Below are 22,237 nucleotides of genomic sequence, written 5' to 3' on the forward strand. Positions count from 1 at the left end.
CGTGAGTACGGTCGTCGGCTTCGTCGGACTCGGCCACATGGGCGGCCCGATGGCCGCCAACCTCGTCAGGGCCGGGCACCGGGTGCGCGGCTACGACCTGTCGGCCGCGTCCCTGGCAGCCGCTGTGGCCGCCGGTGTCGAGCCGGCCGCCTCGGCGGCTGAAGCCGCCGCGGGCGCGGACGTGGTGATCACCATGCTGCCCGCCGGCCGCCATGTCCTCGCCCTCTACCAGGACGAGGGGCTCCTCGCGGCGGCGACGCCCGGCACCCTCTTCGTCGACTGCTCCACCATCGACGTGGCCGACGCCCGGGCTGCCCACGACGCCGCGGCGCGGGCCGGGCACCGCGCCCTCGACGCGCCCGTCTCGGGCGGGGTGACGGGCGCGGAAGCCGCCACCTTGACCTTCATGGCCGGGGGCGGCGAGGCCGAGTTCGCGCGGGCCGAGCCGCTGCTGTCGGCGATGGGCAAGAAGGCCGTCCACTGCGGAGCGGCAGGCTCCGGTCAGGCCGCGAAGATCTGCAACAACATGATCCTCGGCATCTCGATGATCGCGGTCGGCGAGGCGTTCGTCCTCGGCGAGAGCCTCGGCCTGTCCCACCAGGCCCTCTACGACGTGGCCTCCACCGCGTCCGGCCAGTGCTGGGCCCTCACGGTCAACTGCCCGGTCCCCGGCCCCGTCCCGGGCAGCCCCGCCAACCACGACTACCGGCCCGGCTTCGCCGCGCCCCTGATGGCCAAGGACCTCGGCCTCGCCGCCAACGCCCTCCGCGCGGGCGGGGTGCACGCCGAACTGGGCCTGCGGGCCGCGGAACTGTACGCGCAGTTCGCCGACGGCCCGGGGGCGGCGGAGGACTTCTCCGGGATCGTCCGGACGATCAGGGACCGGTCCACCCAGAACACCGAAGAGAACGGAAGGGCCACCGCATGACCTACGAGACGATCCTCGTCGAGTGCAAGGGCCGCACGGCCCTGATCACCCTCAACCGGCCGAAGGCCCTCAACGCCCTCAACCTCCAGGTCATGAACGAGGTCGTCGAGGCCACGGCCGCACTCGACCGCGACCCCGACATCGGCTGCATCGTCCTCACCGGCTCGCCGAAGGCGTTCGCGGCCGGGGCCGACATCAAGGAGATGCGGCCGCAGGGGTACATGGACATGTACCTCAGCGACTGGTTCACCGCCTGGGACCGGCTCGGTGAACTCCGCACGCCGACCGTCGCGGCCGTCTCCGGCTACGCCCTCGGCGGCGGCTGCGAGCTCGCCATGCTCTGCGACATCCTGCTCGCCTCGGACACGGCGGTCTTCGGCCAGCCGGAGATCAAGCTCGGTGTGATCCCCGGCATCGGCGGCTCCCAGCGGCTGACCCGCGCGGTCGGCAAGGCCAAGGCCATGGAGCTGTGCCTGACCGGCCGCACCATGGACGCGACGGAGGCCGAACGGGCCGGGCTGGTCTCCCGGATCGTCCCGGCGGACGATCTCCTGGCGGAGGCACTCGCGGTCGCGGAGACCGTGGCCGGGATGTCCGCGCCGGTCGCGATGATGGCCAAGGAGGCGGTCAACCGGGCCTTCGAGACGACGCTGGCGGAGGGCGTCCGATTCGAACGCAGGCTCTTCCACGCGGTGTTCGCCGTCGCGGACCAGAAGGAGGGAATGGCGGCGTTCGTGGAGAAGCGACCGCCGGAGTTCACACACCGGTAGGCGGACGAGCGCCTCGTCCCGAAAATCATTCGCCCAGGATTCCGCCATGGGAGAGGCTGCCGTCGGACGATCCACGAACGGGAGCGGGTATTCATGAGCGGGACGATGAGCGGGCTGCTGGCGGCGGGCGACGCGGTGACGGTGAGGCTCGTCAAGGAGCCCCGGCCCGAGGTGCGGTACCCCGCGACCGTCGTGCGCGACGACGGCACGCACGTCGTGGTGCGCGCCCCCTGGGCGGGGGCCGGCACCCGGGACTTCGGGTTCGTGCGGTTCGAGAAGGGCGACGTGTTCACCGAGCACTACTGGCGCGACCGCTGGTACGCCGTCAAGGAGGTGCGGGACGCGGCGGGGGCCGTGAAGGGCTGGTACTGCGACGTGACCCGCCCCGCCCGCGTCGAGGCGGACGGGCTCGTCGTCACCGACCTGGACCTCGACCTGTGGCTCTCGGCCGACGGGGCGACGGTGCTGCGCCTGGACGAGGACGAGTTCGCCGAGAGCGGCATCGCCGAGCGCGACCCGGCTGCCGCCGGACACGCCCGCCGTGCGCTGGACGACCTCGAGCAGCTCGCCCGCGCTGGCGGCTTCGCCGCGCTTCTCGGTTGAGGCCTGTCCTGCCGCCTGCGGTCTGTCCTGCCGACGGCGGGTCCGTCTTGCCGCCTGCGGCGGCGGGCGCCCTGCGGGCGCGTCCTCAATCGCCGGACGGGCTGCTGTGCTCTGTCCTCAGGCGCCGGACGGGCTGCTGTGCTCTGTCCTCAAGCGCCGGACGGGCTTGCTTGCGGGGAACTCATGGCAGGCTGGCTCCATGAGTGCTACGAGCCCCCGCACCTCCGCCCTCGAACTCATCGAAGCGGTGGTGGACCCCGGAAGTTGGCGTGGGTGGGACGAACCGGTCGAGGTGACGACCGACGATCCCGCCTACCGGGCCGATCTGCTCGCCGCGCGCGAGCGCACCGGGCTGGACGAGTCGGTCATCACCGGCGAGGGCTTGCTGCGCGGGCGCCGAGTGGCGGTCGTGGCCTGTGAGTTCCGTTTCCTGGCCGGGTCGATCGGCGTGGCGGCGGGGGAGCGGCTCGTCACCGCCGTGGAGCGGGCCACGGCCGAGGAGCTGCCGCTGCTGGCGGCGCCCGCCTCGGGCGGCACCCGGATGCAGGAAGGCACGATCGCCTTCCTGCAGATGGTGAAGGTCACCGCGGCGATCACCGACCACAAGGCCGCCGGGCTGCCCTACCTCGTCTATCTCCGCCATCCCACGACGGGCGGGGTCCTCGCGTCCTGGGGCTCTCTCGGCCATGTCACGGCCGCCGAACCGGGGGCCCTCATCGGGTTCCTCGGGCCGCGCGTCCATGAGGCCCTCTACGGCGAGGAGTTCCCGCCCGGTGTCCAGCTCGCGGAGAACCTGCTGGCCCACGGCCTGGTGGACGCCGTGCTGCCCGCGGACCGGCTGCCGGAGACGGTGGCGCGGGCGCTCACCGTGCTGTGCGGGGACGCCGCCGACACACCGCCCGAGGACGCGTCCGGCGCGCACGATCCGGCTCCGGCTCCGGTCCCCGCCTCCGCCGCCGAATCGATTCGCCGCTCCCGGCGCCCCGAGCGGCCCGGTGTGCGGCGGCTGCTGGGGGCCGCGGCCACCGACGTCACGCCGCTCAGCGGCACGGGCGCGGGGGAGCGGGATCCCGGACTGCTGCTCGCGCTCGCGCGCGTCGGCGGCACCCCGTGCGTCGTGCTCGGTCACGACCGCGGCAGCCACGCGGAGGAGCCGGGCCCGGACCCGGCGGGGACCGGCGTTCCCGCGCACGGCCAGGCACTCGGCCCGGCCGGGCTGCGCGCCGCGCGACGGGGGATGCGGGTCGCCGCCGAGCTGCACCTGCCGTTGCTGACCGTCGTCGACACGGCCGGGGCCGCGCTGTCGCGGGACGCCGAGGAGGGCGGGCTGGCGGGGGAGATCGCCCGGTGCCTCGCGGACCTGATGGCCCTGCCCGCCCCGACCCTGTGCCTGCTGCTGGGGCAGGGCGCGGGCGGGGCCGCCCTCGCGCTGCTCCCGGCGGACCGGGTGCTGGCGGCCCGTCACGCGTGGCTGTCACCGCTGCCGCCGGAGGGTGCGTCGGCGATTCTGTACCGCACGACGGACCGGGCGTACGAAGTGGCCGAACGTCAGGGGGTGCGGTCCGCCGACCTGTTGGCGAACGGCATCGTGGACCGCATCGTGGAGGAGGGCGAGGGAGAGACGGCGGATCCCGACGGCTTCCTTCCCCGGCTCGGCCGGATCCTCGGCGCCGAACTCGCTGTCCTCAAGGGGCGTGAACAGGGTGAACGGCTTACCGCCCGCCGCGCGCGCTACCGAAATCTGGGCGTGCGCAGGTGACTTCGCGCCCCGAAAAATGCGGGCATTGCCTCCATACCCCCTCGGGGGATTGGCGCCCTTAGGTTTGCCTAACCTAAGGTCACGGGTGTGAAGGCGATCGATCTCCGGGATGCCCGGACCGCTGCCGCGCGCCCCCGGACGGCTGCACTCCGGGCCGTCGCCCCCCTGTCTGTCGGCTGCGCGGAGCCCAGCGCGGTCGTGGGATTCCGGCCCGCGTTCCCCGACGCGTCCGCCCGCGTGCCCGGCGCCCCGGCCGTCGGGGTGCGGGCCCCTCACCGGCCCGTTCGGGAAGCCGGGTACCGAGGCCGGGCGAACCGCCGTGAGGCGCTCGTGCGGCCCCGGCCGTGCGGCCGTTCCCCACGTCCGCCGTCCGGTGGCCACGTCCGCTGCCCGCCCGGCCGTCGTCGGCCCGTCGTCCGCAGGCCGGCACGCGCTCTGCCCGTCGACACCGTCGTTCCCCCCGCGTGCGGCGGCGGGACGACGCGGGACGAGGGCGAGAGCGGAGTCGGCGCCGGTCCGGCCGGCATCGCGACCTCCGGAACGTAGCCACCCACTGGGCGGCCGTACGGCCCGCCGTCGGCGTCAACTCCCGTCAGCGCGCCCCCACGGCGCTGAGACCTGCCCGAAACCCGCCACCCGCCCCGAAAGGCGCCTCCCGTGCGGCTTCATCTGCTCGCGCTCAACCCGACCGACTCCGTCACCGAGGGCTTCCTTCCCGCGGCCGCCCGGCTCGGTCTCGCCGTCACCCTCCTGACCGACCAGCCGGCCGCCCACCGGCACGCCTACGCCCGGTTCGCCGAAGGAGCCGCCCCCGGCGTCCCCTGGCCCGACCTCACCGTCGTGGAGTGCGACGTACGCGAATTCCGCGAGGTCATCCGGCAGATCTCCGCACTCGGCCGCCCCGACGCGGTGTTCACCAACAGCGACCACCTCCAGACACAGGCTGCCCTCGCCGCCGACTACTTCGCGCTGCCCGGCAAGGACTGGCGTGCCGCGCTGCGCACCAAGAACAAGGCACAGCTGCGCCGCGTCCTCGCCGAAGCGGGCCTCGACACCGTCTGGTCCGCCGAACTGGCCCCCGCCGAGGACCCGGACACCCTGAAGGACCTCCGGGCGCCCTTCCCCTGCGTGGTCAAACCCTGCGAAGGCGTGGCCAGCGAAGACGTCGTACGTGTCGAGGACGGCGACGAACTCGTGGTCCGCTGCCGGGAGATCCGCGAACGCAAGCCCCGGGCGGCGCTCCTCGTCGAGGAGTACCTCGACGGGCCGCTGCACACCCTGGAGACGCTGGGCGACGGCCGCACCCTGCACACGCTCGGCGCCTTCCGCACCCGGCTGTCCCCGCCGCCGCACTTCATCGAGGAACGGCTCGACCTGCTGGCCGCGCCACCGACACCGCACGCCGACCGGGTCCTCGAACAGCTCCACGCGCTCGGCGTCGGCTTCGGCGCCTGCCACACCGAGTTCGTCACCCAGGGCGACCGCGCCCGCCTCATCGAGGTCAACTACCGCGCCATCGGCGACCAGTGCGACCTCACCCTCGCCCACCTGCTGGACATCCCGCTCTTCGAGCACATCCTCCGCGTCCACCTCGGCGAGCCGTTGCCCGGCGACCTGGGGGCACGCACCGACGGCCGGGCCCGTGTGGAGTACATCTGCGCGGACCGCGGCGGTACGCTCGTCGCGGCCCCCCGGGCGAGCGACACCGAGCGCGACGGCGTACGGCTGGTCTACCGGCCGCTGCGGGAGACGGGCGAAGAGCACCCGCTGTACCGCACCAACCGCGACTACCTCGGAGTACTGCGGGCGACCGGCACCGACCAGGGCCGGATCGACCGGGCCGTCGAGGAATTCCTGGCCGACCGGCGCTGGGAGATCGCGTCATGACCCCGAACGGCTCCGACCCGGTGGAGGACGAACTCCTCGGGCGGATACTGAGCACACTGCTCCGCGAGGACACCTACGGACTGCGCAGCCGCGCGCGCACCGAACGGCGCCCGGACGGCGACTGGCTCCGGCTCCGCGTCGGCGGGGACGGCTGCGCGCTGCCCGTCACCCCCGACGGATTCCAGTGCGAAGTACGGGCCCGTGAGGCGTTGTTGGAGACGCCCGACGGTGTCCTCACCGGGCTGCGCCCCGTCCTCACCCGGCTGCGCCCCGCGGTGGCCCCGGGGGACCGGGCCGGATTCGACCACTTCCTCGACGAGTGCGACGAGGCGCTCGCCACCACCCGCCTGCACGGCCGGGTGCGCGAAGACGTCGTGGAGCGGCTGGCCGGAGCCTACGGACGGGACACCGGCCGGTGGACGGGCCCACGCCGCTCCCTCGCCTACGACACCCTCGCCGCCTTCCGCGACCACCCCGTCTACCCCACCGGCCGGGCCCGCGCCGGTCTCACCGAGACCGAACTCCGTGCCTACGCACCCGAGTTCCACCCCGCCTTCGCCCTGCGCTGGCTCGCCGTCCCGCAGGGCGCCGTGCGCGGCGGCCGGGCGGAGCTCCCGCGGTGGTGGCCCACGCCCGGAGCCCTCGGCCTGCCCGGCCTCGACGCCACCCACCTCACCCTGCCCGTCCACCCCCTCACCGTCGGTGACCCGCTCGCCGGAGCGCTGAAGGCCGCCGGCCTCGAAGGCGCCGCCCACCTCACCGAACGGCCCTGGCTCCCGGTCACGCCGACCCTGTCGATGCGCACCCTCGCCGTGACCGACGACCCGGACGTCCACCTCAAACTCCCGCTCGCCACCGCCACCCTGGGCCTGCGCAACCGGCGCACCATCAAACCCGGCACCCTCGTCGACGGCGAGGTCGGACAACGGCTCCTCGAAGAGATCATCGCCGCCGAGCCGCGCTTCGCCACCACCGTCCTCCTCGCCGACGAGCGCACCCACCTCGACGCCGGCCATGAACTCCTCGCCGCCCTCGTACGCCGCTACCCGCCCGGCCTCCGCGCCGCGCACATCGTGCCCGTCGCCGCGCTGCTCGCCCGCACCCCCGACGGCACGCTCGTCGCCGACGCGCTCGCCGGGCGCTACTACGGCGGCTCGCTCACCGACTTCCTCGACGCCTACCTGACGCTGCTCCTCGACTGGCACACCACGCTGTTCGCATACGGCATCGCCCTGGAGTCCCACCAGCAGAACACCTCCGTCGTCCTCGACGAGACACCCGCCGGCCCCCGGCTGCGCCTGCTGCTCAAGGACAACGACGGGCCGCGCGTGCACTCCGTCCGGCTCGCCAGACGGCTCGGCGGTGAGGCCGCCGACCTCCTCGGCTTCGACGACCGGCGGATCCTCGTCGGCGGTGACGGACCCGTCGCCGACGTCTTCGCGACGATCACCGTGCACCTGTGCGCGGGCGCCCTCGCCTTCGAGCTGGCCCGCACCGGCCGCGCCCGGCTGGACACCCTGCTCGGGCAGCTCCGCCACCGGCTCACCGAAGCCGTCGACCGGCTCGCCCCCGGCCCGGCGGCCGTACTGCGCGCCCGGGTCCTCGACGCCGACCGGCTGCCGGTCAAGGCCATGGTCACCGCCGGCACCCTGCTCACCAAGGAGCGGTCGGGCGCCGCCGACATCAACAAGTACTACGTCGAAGGCCCCAACTACCTGCGAGGGGACGCGTGAGGGCGACAGGCCCCGGGCCCGCGCTCGTGGCCGCACCCTTCATGGTGGGCACACTCACTCCATGGGCGTCACCGCACCGCCGGTACCCGCTGCCGCCGACCGCCCCCGCCGGCACCCCCACTGCCCTCCGTACCCGCTGGAGCCGCTGAATGTCCTCCGCGTCCCTTCCCACCTCGCCTCCCCTCCCGTCCCATCGCGCGCGGGCCACCGCCCTCGCGGGCCGCGCGGACGCCGACCACGTCGTCGCGCACACCCTGCTGAACTGCCTGCTCCGCGAGGTGTCCGGCCCCGAGCACCAGACCGCCGTCAGCGACGGGCACCTGCTGCTGCGGCTGCCGCGCTGCGGCGCCCTGCTGCGCGTCGCCCTGCGCCGCGCCTCCCTGATCGGCGCCCACCGCTTCACCGGACCCGTCAGCGCGCAGGGATCCGACGGCTGGGCCGAACTGCCCTGGCAGACCGTCGCCGAGTACATCCACCGCGAGCTGGAACTGCGCACCGGCGTCCGCAACGACGAATTCCTCGCCCAAGTGGCCTCCAGCCACGCGGGCGTGAGCGCCGCCCTGGACGCGGCCCGCCGGGAGACCGGGACCCCCGGCCGACGAGACGCGGACGGCCCGGACCCTTACATGGACTCGGAGCAGTCCCTGCTCTTCGGCCACCGCTTCCACCCCACCCCCAAGGCCCGCACCGGCTCCCTCGCGGACTGGGACCGCTACGCCCCCGAGACCCGCGCCCGCTTCCGGCTCCGTCACCTGGCCGTACGGCGGGAGTTCGTACGCGAGGAGACCGCGACGCCCGGCGCCCTCGCCGCCCTCGACCGGCAGGGCACCGTCCCCGACGGCTACCGGCTGCTGCCCGTGCACCCCTGGCAGTACGCCATGCTCCGCGACGAAGCGGCCCTGCGCGCCGCCATCGGCCGCCGCGACGTCCTCGACCTCGGGCCGCGCGGCACGGAATTCGAGCCGACCGCCTCGGTGCGGACGCTCTACGACGGCCGGGACTTTCTCAAGTTCAGCCTGAACATCCGCATCACCAACTGCCTCCGCAAGAACGCCGAGTACGAGCTGACCGGCGCCGTCGCCCTGACCCGGCTGCTGGAGCCCGTCGCCGCCGACCTGGCCGCCCGTTTTCCCGGCACCGACCTGCTGCGCGAGCCCGCCTACCGCACCCTCGACCTCGGCAGCCGCGACCTCGCCGAAGGCTTCGGCGTCATCGTCCGGGAAGGCCTGGACGCCCGGCTCGCCCCCGGCGTCACCGGGCTGCTCGCCGCCGCCGTCGCCGACGAATACCCCACCGGGGCCGCGCAGCTCGCCCGGCTGCCGGCCACGGCCGGCCCGGCGGAGGCACTCGCCTGGTGGAACGCCTATCTCGGCCTGCTCGTCCCGCCCGTCCTCGCCGCCTACTTCGACCACGGCGTCGTGCTCGAACCGCACCTGCAGAACGTCGTCGTCGGCGTCGACGCCGACGGCACCCCCCGGCAGGTCCTCTTCCGGGACCTCGAGGGGACCAAACTGCTCCCCGACCGGCACGCCACCGCCCTCGCCGCCCTCCCCGGCGACGTGGCCCGCCCCATGACCTACGACCGGGAACGCGGCTGGGACCGGGTCGTCTACTGCCTGCTCGTCAACCACCTCGCCGAGATGCTCGCCGCCCTCGCCGACCGGCACCCGCACCTGGAGCCGGAGCTGTGGCGCGCTGTGCGCGCGACGCTGGACCGGCGCGCCACCGCCCACGGCGACCCGGCCCCGCTGCGCGCCCTGGTCGCCGGGGTGCCGCTGCCCGCCAAGGCCAATCTCCTGACCCGCTGGGAACGCAAGGCCGACCGCGACGCCGGCTACGTCCGCATCGCCTCGCCGCTGGTGCCCGACCTGCTGTCCGCGTTCCCGGGCACCACCCGCACCGAACCCTGGAGTGCCACACCGTGATCACCCCCCGCGTCGCCGCCCGCGCCGCCGGCCTGCCGGCCGACGAACTGCCCGCCTACGTCTACGACCTGGCCGCGCTCGACGACCACGCGCGCGCGGTACGGGCCGCCCTGCCCGGCAGCGCCGAGCTGTACTACGCGGCCAAGGCCAACCCCGCCCCGGAGATCCTCCAGGCCCTCGCCCCGCACGTCACCGGGTTCGAGGTCTCCTCCGGCGGCGAACTGGCCCATGTGCGCAAGGCCGTCCCCGCCCTCCCGGTCGCCTTCGGCGGCCCCGGCAAGACCGAGGCCGAACTGCGGCTCGCCCTCCGCCTGGGCACCCGGCGATTCCATGTGGAGAGCGAGGGCGAACTGCGGCTGCTCGCGGAACTCGCCGACGAACGGCCCGGCGATGACCCCGTGGACGTGCTGCTGCGTGTCAACCTCCCGGCGGGGGACGACGAGCTGGCCGGGGCGGCCCTGGCCATGGGCGGCAGGCCCGGCCCCTTCGGCCTCGACCCCCGCCGCGCCGAGGCGTGCCTGCCGCTGCTGCGCGGCAGCCGACTACGGCTGCGCGGCATCCACGCCCATCTGGCCAGCGGACTGAGCGGGCCCGCCCATCTCGCCGTCGCCGCCCGGGTCGCCGACTGGACGCGCGAGCTGGCCGACCGGCACGGCCTCACCCTCACGGAGATCAACGTCGGCGGCGGCATGGCCGTCGACTACGCCCGCCCGGCCGTCCCCTTCGACTGGGACTCCTACGGCGCGGGCCTGCGTGACCTGGCCGTCCGCAACCCCGGGCTGACCCTGCGCGTCGAACCCGGCCGGGCGCTCACCGCCTACTGCGGCTGGTACGTCACCGAGGTCCTCGACCTCAAGCACAGCCACGGCGAGGCCTTCGCGATCCTGCGCGGCGGTACCCACCACCTGCGCACCCCCGCCGCCAAACAGCACGACCAGCCCTTCACCGTGCTGCCCGTCGACACCTGGGAGCGGTCCTGGCCGCGCCCGGCTGCCCTGGACGAGCCGGTGACCCTCGTCGGCCAGCTGTGCACCCCCAAGGACATCCTGGCGCGCCGCGCCCCGGTGGCGGAGCTGCGGGTGGGGGACCGGGTGGCGTTCTCCATGGCCGGCGCGTACGCCTGGAACATCTCGCACCACGACTTCCTGATGCACCCCGCGCCGACCTTCCACTTTCTCGGCGGGAGCGGATCTGAGCGGATCTGAGCGGATCTGAGCGGGGCTGACCGGGCCCGGAAGGGTCCGGTCACACCGGGCCGGCGGGCCGTCCGACGGCCAGGCAGGAGTCGCCGTTGAGAAGGCCCACGCCCAGCCCGGTGGCGGTGTGCAGGACGGTCTCCCCGACGCGCCGGGTGCCGATCAGCCCGGCTTCGCGCAGCACGGAGGTGTGATGGCTGACGGTGGCGGGCGAGATGCCCACCCGGCGGGCGACCTCACCGGTCGTACAGCCCGCCCCGCCCGCGACGGTCTCCAGGACCGCGGCCCTGCGCATCCCCAGCAGCGCCGCCAGTGCCCGCCCCGAGGCGGGCCGGGGCTCCGGCTCGCCGAGCCAGCGCAGATCGTGGGCGATGGGGTAGACCAGCACCGGAGCGAGCCCCCGGTCGCGCAGCAGCGTCGGCGCGGGCCAGCAGAAGAACGAGGGCACGAGCCGCAGGCCGCGCCCGTCGAGATGGAGGTCGCCCCGCACGTGCGGGCCGCGCAGCTCCAGCACCGGCGGGCTCCAGCACAGCGCCGGGTGCAGCGTGGGCAGCAGTCGCGCGCTGCCGCCGGTGAGCAGGGCACGGGTGCGCACCGAGCAGTCGGCGCCCAGCCGGCCCTGGATATGCGTCCAGTGCGGCATCAGCACCGCCCGGTGGTAGTCGCGCACCGCCTGTGCCAGCCCGTCGAGGGTGTCCCGGTCGCCGTCCCCGAGCGGCCGGGTCCAGTGGGCCAGCGGCCGGGTGGCCGACAGCTCCGTCAGATCCTTGCGCAGCCGGTCGCGGGGGGTCGAGCGCAAGGCGTCGATGCCGTTCTCCAGGCCGTCGGCCGCGGCGGCGGGGGTGAGGAAGTCGGGGGAGTAGCCGTAGGGAGGCGCGAGGTCCAGCAGCCGTCGGTCGACGGTGCCCGGATCGGAGCGCACCTGGCGGCGCCAGCGGGCGAACACCGGTGCGGCGTCGGTGCTCTGCAGCACATGCAGGCTCAGCAGCACTTCCCACAGCGGATCCGGGTGCTGGGCGATGGTGATGCGGGTCAGATCCTCGCTGGTGAAATGGATGCGCAGCGTCATGGCGGCGTCCCTCGTGCTCGGGATGCCTCGCGCTCCCGCGGTGGTGGCCGCGGTTGCCAGGCGTGTCCGTGTGTCCCTTCTGCTGGGTGGGACGCCCGGCTTGCCCAAAGGGTTGCCCTGGGTTGACGGAATGTCACGTTCTGTAAAATTTCCGGACGGTCATGGTCCATTACGGCGTCCGCAAGGGCGTTCGCCGGAGCGGCCGCTACGGCGTCTGCCGCTGCGTCGCGTCCATGACCACCGCGTAGACCTTCCCGCCGCCCCCGGTCCTGCGGTAGTCGACGGCCACCCGCACCGGCCCCGCGTAGCTGCGGCCCGGCAGCGCGTACGGTCCGCGACGGGCCCGCACCGGCCCGCCGCCGTTGTCCCACGAGCCGGCCACCACCGCCCGGCCCGTGACCGGATCGGTGATCACGACCCGGCCCTCGCCCGTCGTGCCGTCGTCGCAGCCGTCCACCGTGTACAGCTCGATGCACGGATGGCTGCGCTGGAAATTCGCCTCCCAGACCGTCTCGAAGGAGGCGTTGGTGACGGACGGCATGTCGGCGAAGCGCACCTTCTGGAACGCGACCGGGATCCACGGCGTGGCCAGTCCGTCGCCCGCCCCGGGGTCGTCCGAGACGACGATGCCCCCCGACCGGTCCGACAGCGCCCAGTGCTGCTGTCCGCTGAGCGTGGGATAGGTGTGGAGGACCGGGCGCCCGCCGTCGCGGGCGATCCGGATGACCTGCCGGCCCGTCCCGTCCGGCCCGAAGTACAGGATCTCGTCGCCCGCCGCGTCGACCATCCTGACCGCCCCGTCGTGCTGCACGGTGAAGACGCCCCCGGAGATGGTGGCGTTGCCGATACCGACCCGTTTGCGCAGCTCGGCGAGCTCCTTGCGCAGCTCCACCACCTGGTCGATGAGGGTGGACGGCTGATTGACCTGACCCATCTACGGCCTCCTTCGTCCCCGCGCCGCTCCTCGCGTCCCGCTCACGCCACGTCCTCCAGCAGCGGGTTCATGGTCAGCGTCACGGCCTCGTCGCCGCCGTCCCCCACCGAGACGTCGATGCCGACGATGCGCATCGCGGTGTCGATCCCGGCGGTGTGGAACGGATCCTCGATGATCACCCGTGCGTCGTCGCCCAGCCCGAAGTCGGCGGTGGTCGGCGGCAGCCCGCCGTGGATCGCCAGCGTCGGCAGCACCACCGGCAGCCGGGCGACCCGCTGGTCGGACGCCGCGTGCGAACGCAACTGCGCCGGGTCGGTGACGGAGCTGTAGCCGTGCTCCGACTCCAGCAGCGGCCAGCCGTCGCGGTACGGCTCGGGGTCCTCGCTGACCGCGATCAGGGTGCCGGCCTCGATGCCGTCGCCGGCCGCGAAGGCGCGGGTGGCCATCCGGGACCCGTCGGAGGGCCAGGTGTAGCCCACCAGGTTCCCCCCGTACTCCCACACGTGCGCCGACCCCTGCTGACCGAGCCGCGGGCCGCCCACCAGCAGCCGCCGGGTCGGCCGGCCGTGCGCGTCGGTGGGACCGACGTCGAACGCCAGGTCCGGCCCGTCCGCGACCGCCGACAGCTTGCGCAGCGCGTCCCCCACGTCCGCGTTCTGATAGCCGAAGTACGTACGGTCCCGGGCGGTCCCCGAACCGCCGGGCTGCGGGACGACGGTGACGCCGATGTCCCCGGCGTCGTGCCGTGCCGTCAGCGCGATCAGCTCGCCGACGATCCGGCTCTGCTCGGTGTTCGTCCACGCGACCCGCAGCGCGGCGACGACGCGGGGGTCCTGGAACGCCGCCGGCGGCAGCCGGGGCAGCACCTTGCGGTGGTCGAAATAGGACCAGAAGTCGCCGCAGCCGATGGTGACCCGCTGGGACGCGGAGTCGTAGCGGCGCGTCCACACCAGCCCGCCCCAGATGGGCGTGGCGTCCCGCAGGACGTACACCACTCGGCGCACGGGGGTGGTCAGGTCGTACGGGTCGATCGACCGCACGCGCGGGTCGCCCAGGGGGAACGTCCCCGACAATCGGCCGGAGTCGTTGAGACGCTTGGAGTAGCGCACCCCCGTCAGCGGGATCTCGGCCAGCGTCCGGTTGGTGACCAGGTCCGCCACCAGATACGTGTAGACCGGCGGCGTCACCGAGTGCAGGGCGGTCACCGCGTCACGCCCTCAGCCAGGTCAGCGCGATGTTGTTCACGGACGGCCAGGTCAGATCGTGGGCCGGGCCGGCCTTGGTCATCCACAGGATCGCGCACACCTGCGCCCCCGCGCCGAATCTGCCCATGGTCGTGCAGGTCAGCCCCGGATAGGAGCTCGCGGTGTAGCTGATCTGCACGTTGGCGTAGCGGACGCGGAAGGAGTTGGTGCTGTCGACGAGGGCGAAGTACACGTCGTAGGGCTCGGTGGGCTCGGTCACGAGCTTCTGGCTGGCCGTGATGTGCCAGAGCCCGGCCCGGTTGAGGGTGAAGACGCTGCTGTTGTCCGTGGCCGTGACATCGGGGGTGGTGTGGACGGCGCTGGGGAACTGCACCCGGGTGTCGGTGTGCGCGGCGAACGACTGCCCCTGCCCGGGGCCCACCTCGTACCGGGCCTCGTGCCGCGCCGCGCCGGTGCCGCCGGCGGCCACCGAACCCACCCACGCCGAGCCGTCCCACCGGTACAGCAGATTGTCCCCGGTACCGAACGCGAGCTGCCCGAGCGCCGGGGCGGTCACGGCTGCGGCCAGATCGGCGGCGGAGCTGCCCACGGGGAGGTTCGCCACCCGCCACGCGGTCCCGTCGTGCACCTCGACCCACCGCCGGTCCTGGCGGTAGACCTGCGCCCCCGGGTAGGCGGTGGTGCCGTCGCGCTCCTCGGCGCCGCGCACGGGCGCGAGTCCGCCCAGCGCCACGGCGAAACCCGGGCGGAGGTCGTCGATCATCGAGTTGTCGATGCTGGTCGCCCCGGCCGGGATCCGGACGCGGGCGAGGGGGAAGAAGTCCGGGGAGCCGGGCACCCGCGGATTGACGGGGGTGGCCGAGGGCCTGCCGACGATCTGCTGTACGGCGAAGGAGTTGGCGGGGTCGCCGTAGAAGGTGTCGGACTGCTGGGCGACGATCAGGTCGTAGCGGGGGTTGGAGGCGTCGGCCGGGTTCTTGGTGAGCAGGTCGATCGACTTGACCGCGTCCAGGGTCTGGACGTAACTGCCGGTGCCCCGGGAGGAGCGCATGAACATCTGGAACGGCTGGACGGTGACGGTCTTGTCGGGCGTCGGTGCGGCCGCCGCGACCAGTCCCGGGCGGCCGGGGCCGGGGCGCAGCCCGTCCCGGGCGGTCACGGGCGAGGGGCCGGCCTGCATCAGGGCGCTGACGGCGAGCCGGGCGTCCTCGGTGGTGACGACGCCTTTCGACGGGTCGGACACCGCCCACGAGTTGCGTTCCGCCATGGCGTTCCCTTCGCTTGCGCTTGCTGAGGCCTTCGGCTGAGGTTCAGAGGGTGGCGTCCCGCCAGCGGGCGGTGAGCCGGGCGGCCGGGTCGTAGGAGGTGGCGGTGAAGTCGACCCGGGCCGGGATGCCCACCGGGAAGGGGAACCACTGGCGGGTGAGCAGTACGTCGTTGTGGTTGACGCCGTTGAGCAGGACGGTCCGGGCGTCGGTGTCGATGACGAGCGTCTGGTCGCGGGCGACGGTGAAGTCCGGGTGGCAGACGAGCTGTTGCCCGGTCTCCCGTTCGGTCACCACCGGGCCGGTGACCGGGCCGTCGATCTCCCACACCGGCCAGGTGGCGGCGCCGCCCCGGTTGACGGCGATGAGCCGGCCCCCGGACTTGCCGGCGCCGAACGCCAGCGGGAAGACGAGCGGGAAGCGCAGCCCGTCCGTGGGCGGTGCGGGCAGAGGGGTGGCCGCCCGGTGCTCGGTGGGGGAGTACAGCCGGGGGTCGGTGGCCTCCCACTGCACGGCCCCGGTGGTGTGGCCCACGGCGTAGAGCTTCTCCACGCCCACCGTCCGCCGGACACAGCGGACGTTGGCCAGCCAGCTGTGGCCGTCCAACCGGATCACCAGCGGTTCCTCGACGGGTCTCTCGCCCGGCGCGGTCAGCGTCCGCAGATCCTCGACGACCTGGCCGAACCGCTCCCGGGGCACCCCGCTGACGAGATACGACAGGGTCACCGTGCGCCTGCCGAGCAGCAGGCTGCCCTGGAGGAGGCCGTGCCGCCCGGGGCGGTCGGGGTTCGCGCCGCGTGTCTCCCCCAGATCCAGCCAGCCCTCCAGCCGGGTCATCCGGTACGGGGTCCCGGCGCCGAGCAGTGCGCCCCGCCACTCCAGTTGCCCGTCCCTGGTGATCAGGTCTCCCGCGGGCATCAGCCGCCTCCTCGTGACAGCCAGTCGAGTTCGACGGCGATCTCCGCCGGCGTCTGGCCCGCCGTGGCGTGGAAGTGATCGATGCGCAGCGGCGACCGGCCGTCGGCCGGCGCCCCGAACGGCACCGCGCCACCGGCCCCGGCGGCCGTCAGCGGGCGGGGGCCCGCCACCCGGTCCAGGTCTCCGATGCCCGCGGTCACCAGCCCGGCCAGTCGGCCGGTCGCGCGTGCCACCGTGGAACTGGTGTCCTCGATGCCCCGGGCCAGTCCGATCGGCACCCAGCGGCCCAGCTCGGCCGCGACCTTCGACGGTGAGCCGATGCCGAGGATGTCCCTGATCGGCCCGGGGATGATGGCCTTGATCAGGCCCAGGATCCGGTCCTTCACCCACCCGGCCGCGTTCTGCAGACCGCGCCACAGGCCCTCGAGGATCGAGGAGCCGACGCCCAGCAGCAGATTCCCCAGATCGCCGAGCGCGCCGAGAATCCGGCCCGGCAGCCCGGCCAGCCAGGAGATCAGCGCGCCCAGCCGCTCGACGGCCGCGTGGAACACCGAGCCGAACCACTCGCCCACCAGGCCCGGCAGCCGCGCCAGCCAGCCGACGGCCCCGAGCACCCCGCCCACCGCGGCCTGCACCGCGCCGACGATCGCGTTCCACACCCCGGTCAGAAAACCCCAGATGCCGTTGAACACGGCGGTGGTGACCCCCACGACCGCGTTCCACACCGTGGTGACGACCGACAGAACGAAGCCCACCGCGGTCTGCACGGCGGTCACGATGCCGGTCCACACCAGTTGCAGGAAGCTCCAGACGCCGGTGAAGACGGCCGTGGTCGCCACCACGATCGCGTCCCAGACGGCGGTGACGACCGCCAGGACCACGCCGACGGCGGTCTGCACGGCGGTCACGATGCCCGCCCAGACCAGCTGCAGAAACGTCCAGACGCCGGTGAAGACGGCGGTGGTCGTGGCCACCACGGCGTTCCACACGGTGGTGACGATCGTGAGCAGGAACGTGAGTGCGGTCTGCACGGCGAGGACGATGGAGTTCCAGACGGTCTGCAGGAACGTCCACACGGCGGTGAACGCCGTCGTCGTCCAGTCCACGATCGTCTGCCAGTTCAGGACGATCAGCGCGACCAGGCCCGCCACCGCGGCGATGATCAGCGGAATGGGCCCCATGGCGGTGACCCAGGCCGGTGCCATCTGCGCGATCCTCGCCGCGGCCGTCCCCACCTGGAGCCCGAGCTCCAGCAGGGCGGGCACGGCCTGTGCCGCCATGGCGACGAACGACTCCCCGCCCTGCACCGCAGCGGCCGCCGCCTCCAGCCCGATGGCGCTCAGCGCGGGCGCCAGTGTGGAGCTCAGCGTCGTGGCGGTGGTGGCGGCCTTGCCGGCGATGCCCGTCAGCGAGTCACCGAAGGTGCCGGTGTCCCGGGCCTGTTGGAAGGCGCCCTGGACGGCCTCCTTGATCCTGCCCATGGACTGGCTGTAGTTGTGGGTGAACGCCTGCCCCGCGACCCGGCCGAGGTCCCCGGCCGCCGACATCGACGAACCGAGGTCGTTCAGCATCTCCAGCCCGGTGTCCTTGGCCAGCTGGGCCATCTTCTGCATCGACTGATCGAACCGGGACAGCATGCCGGCCAGGCCTTGGACGAATCCGGCGTCGTCGATGCCGACGCCCACGGCGAACTCGCCGACGGACAGCGCCACGGGCGCCCACCTCCTCCTACAGATTCCCGATGACCGCCCGCGCGGTCTCGCTGTCCACCTCGACCGGCTCCTCGGCCACGACCTGCCGCCAGACGCTCTCCCCGGACAGCCCGGAGAGCAGCGCGGCGAACTCCCACCAGGACAGCCCGGCGTCCAGGTCGGCCATCAGGTCGCGGCCGTACTCCCGTCGCCAGTCGGCGTAGACCAGCCGCCAGTGCCGCAGGATCAGCCGGACGGCGTACTCGCCGCCGCCCCGGCCGACCCCGTGGCCGCCCCCGGCGTCCCCTGCGCGCCGGGGGCGAGTCGGTTTCCCGGCGGGGTGCCCGCCGGGCCGTCCGGCCCGCGTTCCTGCCGGGCCTTGTAGACGTTCTGGCACTGGCCGAGCAGATCCGGCAGGTCGTCCATCTCCAGCCCGCGGTCGAGGATGTCGAGCAGATTCGCCTCCCCGAGCAGCGAGGCGAGCATGTCGAAGGACTCCTCGGCCGTCACCTGCGCGTCGGCCGCCCGGCCCTGCTTGCGTGCCGAGACGGCGAAGAGGATCAGCTTGGCGGGCAGTGAGGGAGGCAGGGTGTAGACCTTGCCGAGCACCCGGATCCGGGGTGCGACGCGGGCCGCCTTGCGCTCCCGCCACGCCTCGTCGAAGTCGTAGTCGACCGCGGCCCCGTCGTCCGTGGCAGCGGGCGCGGCACCCCGCTCCGCCTGGTAGGCGTTCACCGTCGCCCCTCCTGGCCGGCGCCGGCGGTGGCGGGCGTGGCCACGGGGGCCGAACCGGACGCGCCGGAGCGGGTGATGGCCACATTCCAGCTGACCTTGTCGTTGTTGCCGCCGCCCTGCTCACCCAGGGTGAAGGTGGCGTTCCACACCTTCCACTGGGTGTCCATCGGATGGCGGAAGCGGAGTCTGCCGATGCTGGCCGAGCCGACCTGGGTGGCGAGCTGCTCCACGCGCGCCTGCCCGGGGTCCTGCCGCCCGGTGGCCGGGTCCTTGAGCGTGAAGCCCTCCAACTCCAGGGTGGCGCCGCGCTGGACGACCTCCTGCTCGTAGTTCCCCGCGGAGTCGAAGGTGGTGGTGTCGGCCACCTCCTCGTTCTCGCTCTGGTTCGGGGTCGCCGAGGTGAGCCCCGCGACAGCGGTCCAGGTGGTCCCGTCGGCCTCCGCGACCTCGATGACGATGTCCCTGGCGTTGATCTTCACTGATGGCATGAGCGTCACTCCCGGCGTGCAGGGGGCCCGGCTCCTCCGAGGCGGGTGCCCGGTTCCTCAAGGGCGGTGGGGGGTGGGGCGGTGCAGTTCCATGCGTACGGTCGCGGTCCATTCGTCCCGGCGGTCGGCGTCACGGCCGACGTAGACCGGGCCGCCGTGCGAGCCCAGACCGAGCACCAGCCAGGTGCCCCCCGGCAGCTGACGGCTGCCGAGGCCGTGCAGGGCGTCGTAGACGGCCTGGGCCCTGGCCTCGGGCCCCGGCGCGTCGTCGGCGGCGCCCCGCACCCGGGCCAGCACCACGGCTTCGTCGTAGCCGAGCCGGGCGTCGGACGTCCCGCCGACGGCCCGGCTGAGCGCCAGGGCCGCCGACGGGGTGGACGGCAGGCCGCCCAGGAAGATGTCCCCGTCGCCGCCCTCCGGCCGGTACGTACCGAGACCGAGCTCCTCCAGCAGCCGCGCGATCTCCTGAAGCGGCGTCACGACGGCTCCCGGCCCGGCAGGAGACCCGGTCGTCCGGCTGCGTTCACGAGGGCCTCCTTGCCGTGGCTCGCCGTGGCTCGGTCCGGTGCCGCGGGCCGGCCCCCCGACCCGGCCCGGCGGCAAGACCAACGTGCCAGGGGGCGCCGGGGAGGGTCCACCTTTTCGAAGCCCCTCTAAAGCCGCAGGTCCGCCGGGTATGGGGGATTTTCGGGCACCGCGTGTCCCACGAGCCACGGGTGTTACGGCCGGCTCGGGCCCGGTGTGCGCGGAGGCGGAGTGGTTCCTTCAGGTCCGACGTGCGCCGGTGGGCCCCTCCGATTTCGGCCAGGTCGCGGCACCGCGACGCGGTGCGTGTCCGCCGTCGTGGCCGCGGAACGCCCGCGACCGCGGCGACGGACCGGCCCGGGCCCGTCGCGGCCGAAGCGGGAACGCCGGTCCGGGCGACGCCCGGGGGCCGTCCGGCCAACTCGCCGCGCTCCGCCTCAAGCCGCAGCTCGGCGGGCACACGAGCGCTTCCGGGGCCGCCCGTTCCGGGCCGACGGCCAGTAAAAAGCCTTCGCTGTGGGGCACTTGACAGGACGTGCCCAGTGGAATTGGCCGGTTCCGGGGGGTTCCAAACGATCTTAGATGGTGCATGCATCTAGATGGGGCGTACGGTGATCATCGCGATCCGCTCGTGCAGTGTCGCGGACCGTGATCGACGAGGGCACAGCCGCCCCGGGCCACCCGGGCGGCCTACCGAGAAGGAGACCGCGACCATGTGCGGGATCACCGGATGGATCTCCTACGACCAGGACCTCAATACCCCCACCACACGCAACACGCTCGAAGCGATGACCGAGACGATGGTCTGCCGCGGCCCGGACGCCGGAGGCGTCTGGCTGGACACCCATGCCGCTCTGGGCCACCGCCGACTGGCCGTCATCGACATCGAGGGCGGCAAGCAGCCGATGCTCGTCGAGCGCGACGGCCGCACCCTCCTTGCCACCACCTACAGCGGCGAGGTCTACAACTACCGTGAGCTGCGGGCCGAACTCGAATCCCTGGGCCACGCGTTCCGCACCTCCAGCGACACCGAAGTCGTCCTGCACGCCTATCTCGAATGGGGCGACGCGTTCGCCGAGCGCCTCAACGGCATGTACGCCTTCGCGATCTGGGACCCGCGCAGCGAGGAACTCCTCCTGGTCCGCGACCGCATGGGCGTCAAGCCGCTTTACTACCACCCCACCCCCGACGGCGTGCTCTTCGCCTCCGAGGCCAAGGGCATCCTCGCCCACCCCGCCGTCCGCCCCGCCGTGGACGCCGAGGGCCTCGCCGAGCTGATAGCCAACACCAAGACCCCCGGCCACGCCGTCTACAAGGGCATGTACGAACTGCGCCCCGGTCACCTCGCGCGCATCCGCCGTGACGGCCTCACCGTCCGGCGCTACTGGGCCCTGGAGGCACGGGAGCACACCGACGACCTGGGTGCCACGATCCACCACATACGTGAGCTGCTCGACGACATCATCGCCCGCCAGCTCATCGCCGACGTCCCGCTGTGCACCCTGCTCTCCGGCGGGCTCGACTCCTCCGCCATCACCGCGCTCGCGGCGAAGGGCCTGGCCGACGCGGGCCGCGGCCCGGTGCGCTCGTTCTCCGTGGACTTCGCCGGCCACACCGAGAACTTCACCCCCGACCAGATGCGGCCCACCCCCGACGGCCCGTACGCCCACGCCCTCGCGGCGCACGTGGGCTCCGACCACTCCGACATCGTCCTCGACACCGCCGCCCTGATGGACCCGGCCCACCGCGCGGCCATCCAGTCCGCCCGCGATCTGCCGCTGGCCTTCGGCGACGGCGACACCTCGCTCTACCTGCTGTTCAAGGCGATCCGCGAACAGTCCACCGTGGCCCTGTCCGGCGAGTCCGCCGACGAGCTCTTCGGCGGCTACCACTGGTTCCACGACCCCGAGATCGTGGCGGCCGACACCTTCCCATGGATCGCTGCCGGTATCGCCGACCGCTTCTCGGGCCCGCGCAGCGGCGGCCGGGTCGCGCTCCTCGACGCGGGCTTCCTCGGCAAGCTCGACGTGGACGCCTACCGGGACGCGCGCTACCGCGAAGCCCTCGCCGAGGTCCCCCGGCTGGCCGGCGAGAGCGGCCACGACCGGCGCATGCGCGAGGTCTCGTATCTGCACCTGACCCGGTTCGTGAACCTCCTCCTCGACCGCAAGGACCGCGCCAGCATGGCCGTCGGCCTCGAGGTCCGGGTGCCGTTCTGCGACCACCGCCTGGTCGAGTACGTCTTCAACACCCCTTGGGCGATGAAGACCTTCGACGGCCGGGAGAAGTCCCTGCTGCGCGCCGCCACCCGCGACACGCTGCCCGACATCGTCGCCGACCGGGTGAAGAGCCCCTACCCGAGCACCCAGGACCCGCGCTACGCGGCCGCGCTGCGCACCGAGCTGAAGCGGGTCATGGCCGACAACGACGCGCCCGTCCGCCCGCTGCTCGACACCGCCTCCGTCGCACAGGCGCTCGCCGACGACGCCGGCGAGTCCTTCCGGACCGGCACGGAACTGGTCCTCGGCATCAACTCCTGGCTGCGGACCCACGGCACGACCCTGGAGGTGTAGCGCGGCAGGGCATTGCCCGAGGACCGGGCACGG

General features: G+C 73.5%; 19 protein-coding genes. 9 read left to right on the plus strand and 10 right to left on the minus strand.

Going from position 1 to position 22,237, the window contains the following annotated elements:
* The first annotated feature begins 1 nt into the window (after position 1).
* The 8 genes from mmsB (at position 2) to AB8O64_RS30770 (ending at position 10,810) form a co-directional block, all read left to right on the plus strand.
* Positions 2-928 (plus strand): 3-hydroxyisobutyrate dehydrogenase, encoded by a 927-nt coding sequence (gene mmsB, locus AB8O64_RS30735; RefSeq protein ID WP_370424022.1) that lies wholly within the window; start codon positions 2-4, stop codon positions 926-928.
* Positions 925-1,698 carry an enoyl-CoA hydratase gene (locus AB8O64_RS30740; protein ID WP_370422710.1) on the plus strand — a complete coding sequence of 258 codons (774 nt, stop codon included), beginning with the start codon at positions 925-927 and terminating at the stop codon, positions 1,696-1,698. Before mmsB ends, AB8O64_RS30740 begins: the two co-directional genes overlap by 4 nt.
* A gap of 93 nt (positions 1,699-1,791) precedes the next feature.
* Positions 1,792-2,301: a DUF402 domain-containing protein gene (locus AB8O64_RS30745; protein WP_370422712.1), complete on the plus strand. Its 510-nt coding sequence runs from the start codon at positions 1,792-1,794 to the stop codon at positions 2,299-2,301.
* Positions 2,302-2,500: 199 nt separating this feature from the next.
* Complete coding sequence (locus tag AB8O64_RS30750; RefSeq protein ID WP_370422714.1) at positions 2,501-4,060, plus strand: carboxyl transferase domain-containing protein; 1,560 nt, start codon at positions 2,501-2,503, stop codon at positions 4,058-4,060.
* 657 nt (positions 4,061-4,717) lie between these two features.
* Positions 4,718-5,947, plus strand: coding sequence for an acetyl-CoA carboxylase biotin carboxylase subunit family protein (locus tag AB8O64_RS30755; protein WP_370422716.1), 1,230 nt, complete (start codon positions 4,718-4,720; stop codon positions 5,945-5,947).
* Positions 5,944-7,680 (plus strand): IucA/IucC family protein, encoded by a 1,737-nt coding sequence (locus AB8O64_RS30760; RefSeq protein WP_370422718.1) that lies wholly within the window; start codon positions 5,944-5,946, stop codon positions 7,678-7,680. Before AB8O64_RS30755 ends, AB8O64_RS30760 begins: the two co-directional genes overlap by 4 nt.
* 149 nt (positions 7,681-7,829) lie before the next feature.
* Positions 7,830-9,605: an IucA/IucC family siderophore biosynthesis protein gene (locus tag AB8O64_RS30765; protein ID WP_370422720.1), complete on the plus strand. Its 1,776-nt coding sequence runs from the start codon at positions 7,830-7,832 to the stop codon at positions 9,603-9,605.
* Entirely contained in the window at positions 9,602-10,810 is a 1,209-nt protein-coding gene (locus tag AB8O64_RS30770; RefSeq protein WP_370422721.1) for a type III PLP-dependent enzyme, read from the plus strand. The genes AB8O64_RS30765 and AB8O64_RS30770 overlap by 4 nt, the downstream gene beginning before the upstream one ends.
* 40 nt (positions 10,811-10,850) lie before the next feature.
* Here the strand turns inward: AB8O64_RS30770 and AB8O64_RS30775 are convergent, their stop codons facing one another.
* From AB8O64_RS30775 to AB8O64_RS30820, 10 genes are all read right to left on the minus strand, one after another.
* Positions 10,851-11,870: a DUF5937 family protein gene (locus tag AB8O64_RS30775; protein ID WP_370422723.1), complete on the minus strand. Its 1,020-nt coding sequence runs from the start codon at positions 11,868-11,870 to the stop codon at positions 10,851-10,853.
* 205 nt (positions 11,871-12,075) lie between these two features.
* A complete protein-coding gene (locus AB8O64_RS30780; RefSeq protein ID WP_370422725.1) occupies positions 12,076-12,804 on the minus strand; it encodes a hypothetical protein in 729 nt (242 codons plus the stop codon).
* Between the two features lie 41 nt (positions 12,805-12,845).
* Positions 12,846-14,009: a hypothetical protein gene (locus AB8O64_RS30785; protein WP_370422726.1), complete on the minus strand. Its 1,164-nt coding sequence runs from the start codon at positions 14,007-14,009 to the stop codon at positions 12,846-12,848.
* Positions 14,010-14,013: 4 nt separating this feature from the next.
* On the minus strand, positions 14,014-15,276 hold the full coding sequence (locus AB8O64_RS30790) for a hypothetical protein (RefSeq protein ID WP_370422727.1): 1,263 nt from the start codon (positions 15,274-15,276) through the stop codon (positions 14,014-14,016).
* Between the two features lie 43 nt (positions 15,277-15,319).
* Positions 15,320-16,192: a hypothetical protein gene (locus AB8O64_RS30795; RefSeq protein WP_370422729.1), complete on the minus strand. Its 873-nt coding sequence runs from the start codon at positions 16,190-16,192 to the stop codon at positions 15,320-15,322.
* On the minus strand, positions 16,192-17,904 hold the full coding sequence (locus AB8O64_RS30800) for a hypothetical protein (RefSeq protein ID WP_370422731.1): 1,713 nt from the start codon (positions 17,902-17,904) through the stop codon (positions 16,192-16,194). Before AB8O64_RS30800 ends, AB8O64_RS30795 begins: the two co-directional genes overlap by 1 nt.
* 16 nt (positions 17,905-17,920) lie before the next feature.
* Positions 17,921-18,070, minus strand: coding sequence for a hypothetical protein (locus AB8O64_RS30805; protein WP_356455130.1), 150 nt, complete (start codon positions 18,068-18,070; stop codon positions 17,921-17,923).
* A gap of 59 nt (positions 18,071-18,129) precedes the next feature.
* Complete coding sequence (locus AB8O64_RS30810) at positions 18,130-18,618, minus strand: hypothetical protein (RefSeq protein ID WP_370422733.1); 489 nt, start codon at positions 18,616-18,618, stop codon at positions 18,130-18,132.
* Entirely contained in the window at positions 18,615-19,106 is a 492-nt protein-coding gene (locus AB8O64_RS30815) for a phage tail tube protein (RefSeq protein ID WP_370422735.1), read from the minus strand. Before AB8O64_RS30815 ends, AB8O64_RS30810 begins: the two co-directional genes overlap by 4 nt.
* 57 nt (positions 19,107-19,163) lie before the next feature.
* Complete coding sequence (locus AB8O64_RS30820; RefSeq protein ID WP_370422737.1) at positions 19,164-19,586, minus strand: minor capsid protein; 423 nt, start codon at positions 19,584-19,586, stop codon at positions 19,164-19,166.
* Between the two features lie 758 nt (positions 19,587-20,344).
* Here AB8O64_RS30820 and asnB point away from each other — a divergent pair.
* Positions 20,345-22,204, plus strand: coding sequence for an asparagine synthase (glutamine-hydrolyzing) (gene asnB, locus AB8O64_RS30825; protein ID WP_370422739.1), 1,860 nt, complete (start codon positions 20,345-20,347; stop codon positions 22,202-22,204).
* Positions 22,205-22,237 lie beyond the last annotated feature (33 nt).

It is taken from the genome of Streptomyces sp. QH1-20 (assembly GCF_041283565.1).
In the GTDB taxonomy this organism is placed as follows: Bacteria; Actinomycetota; Actinomycetes; order Streptomycetales; family Streptomycetaceae; genus Streptomyces; species Streptomyces syringius.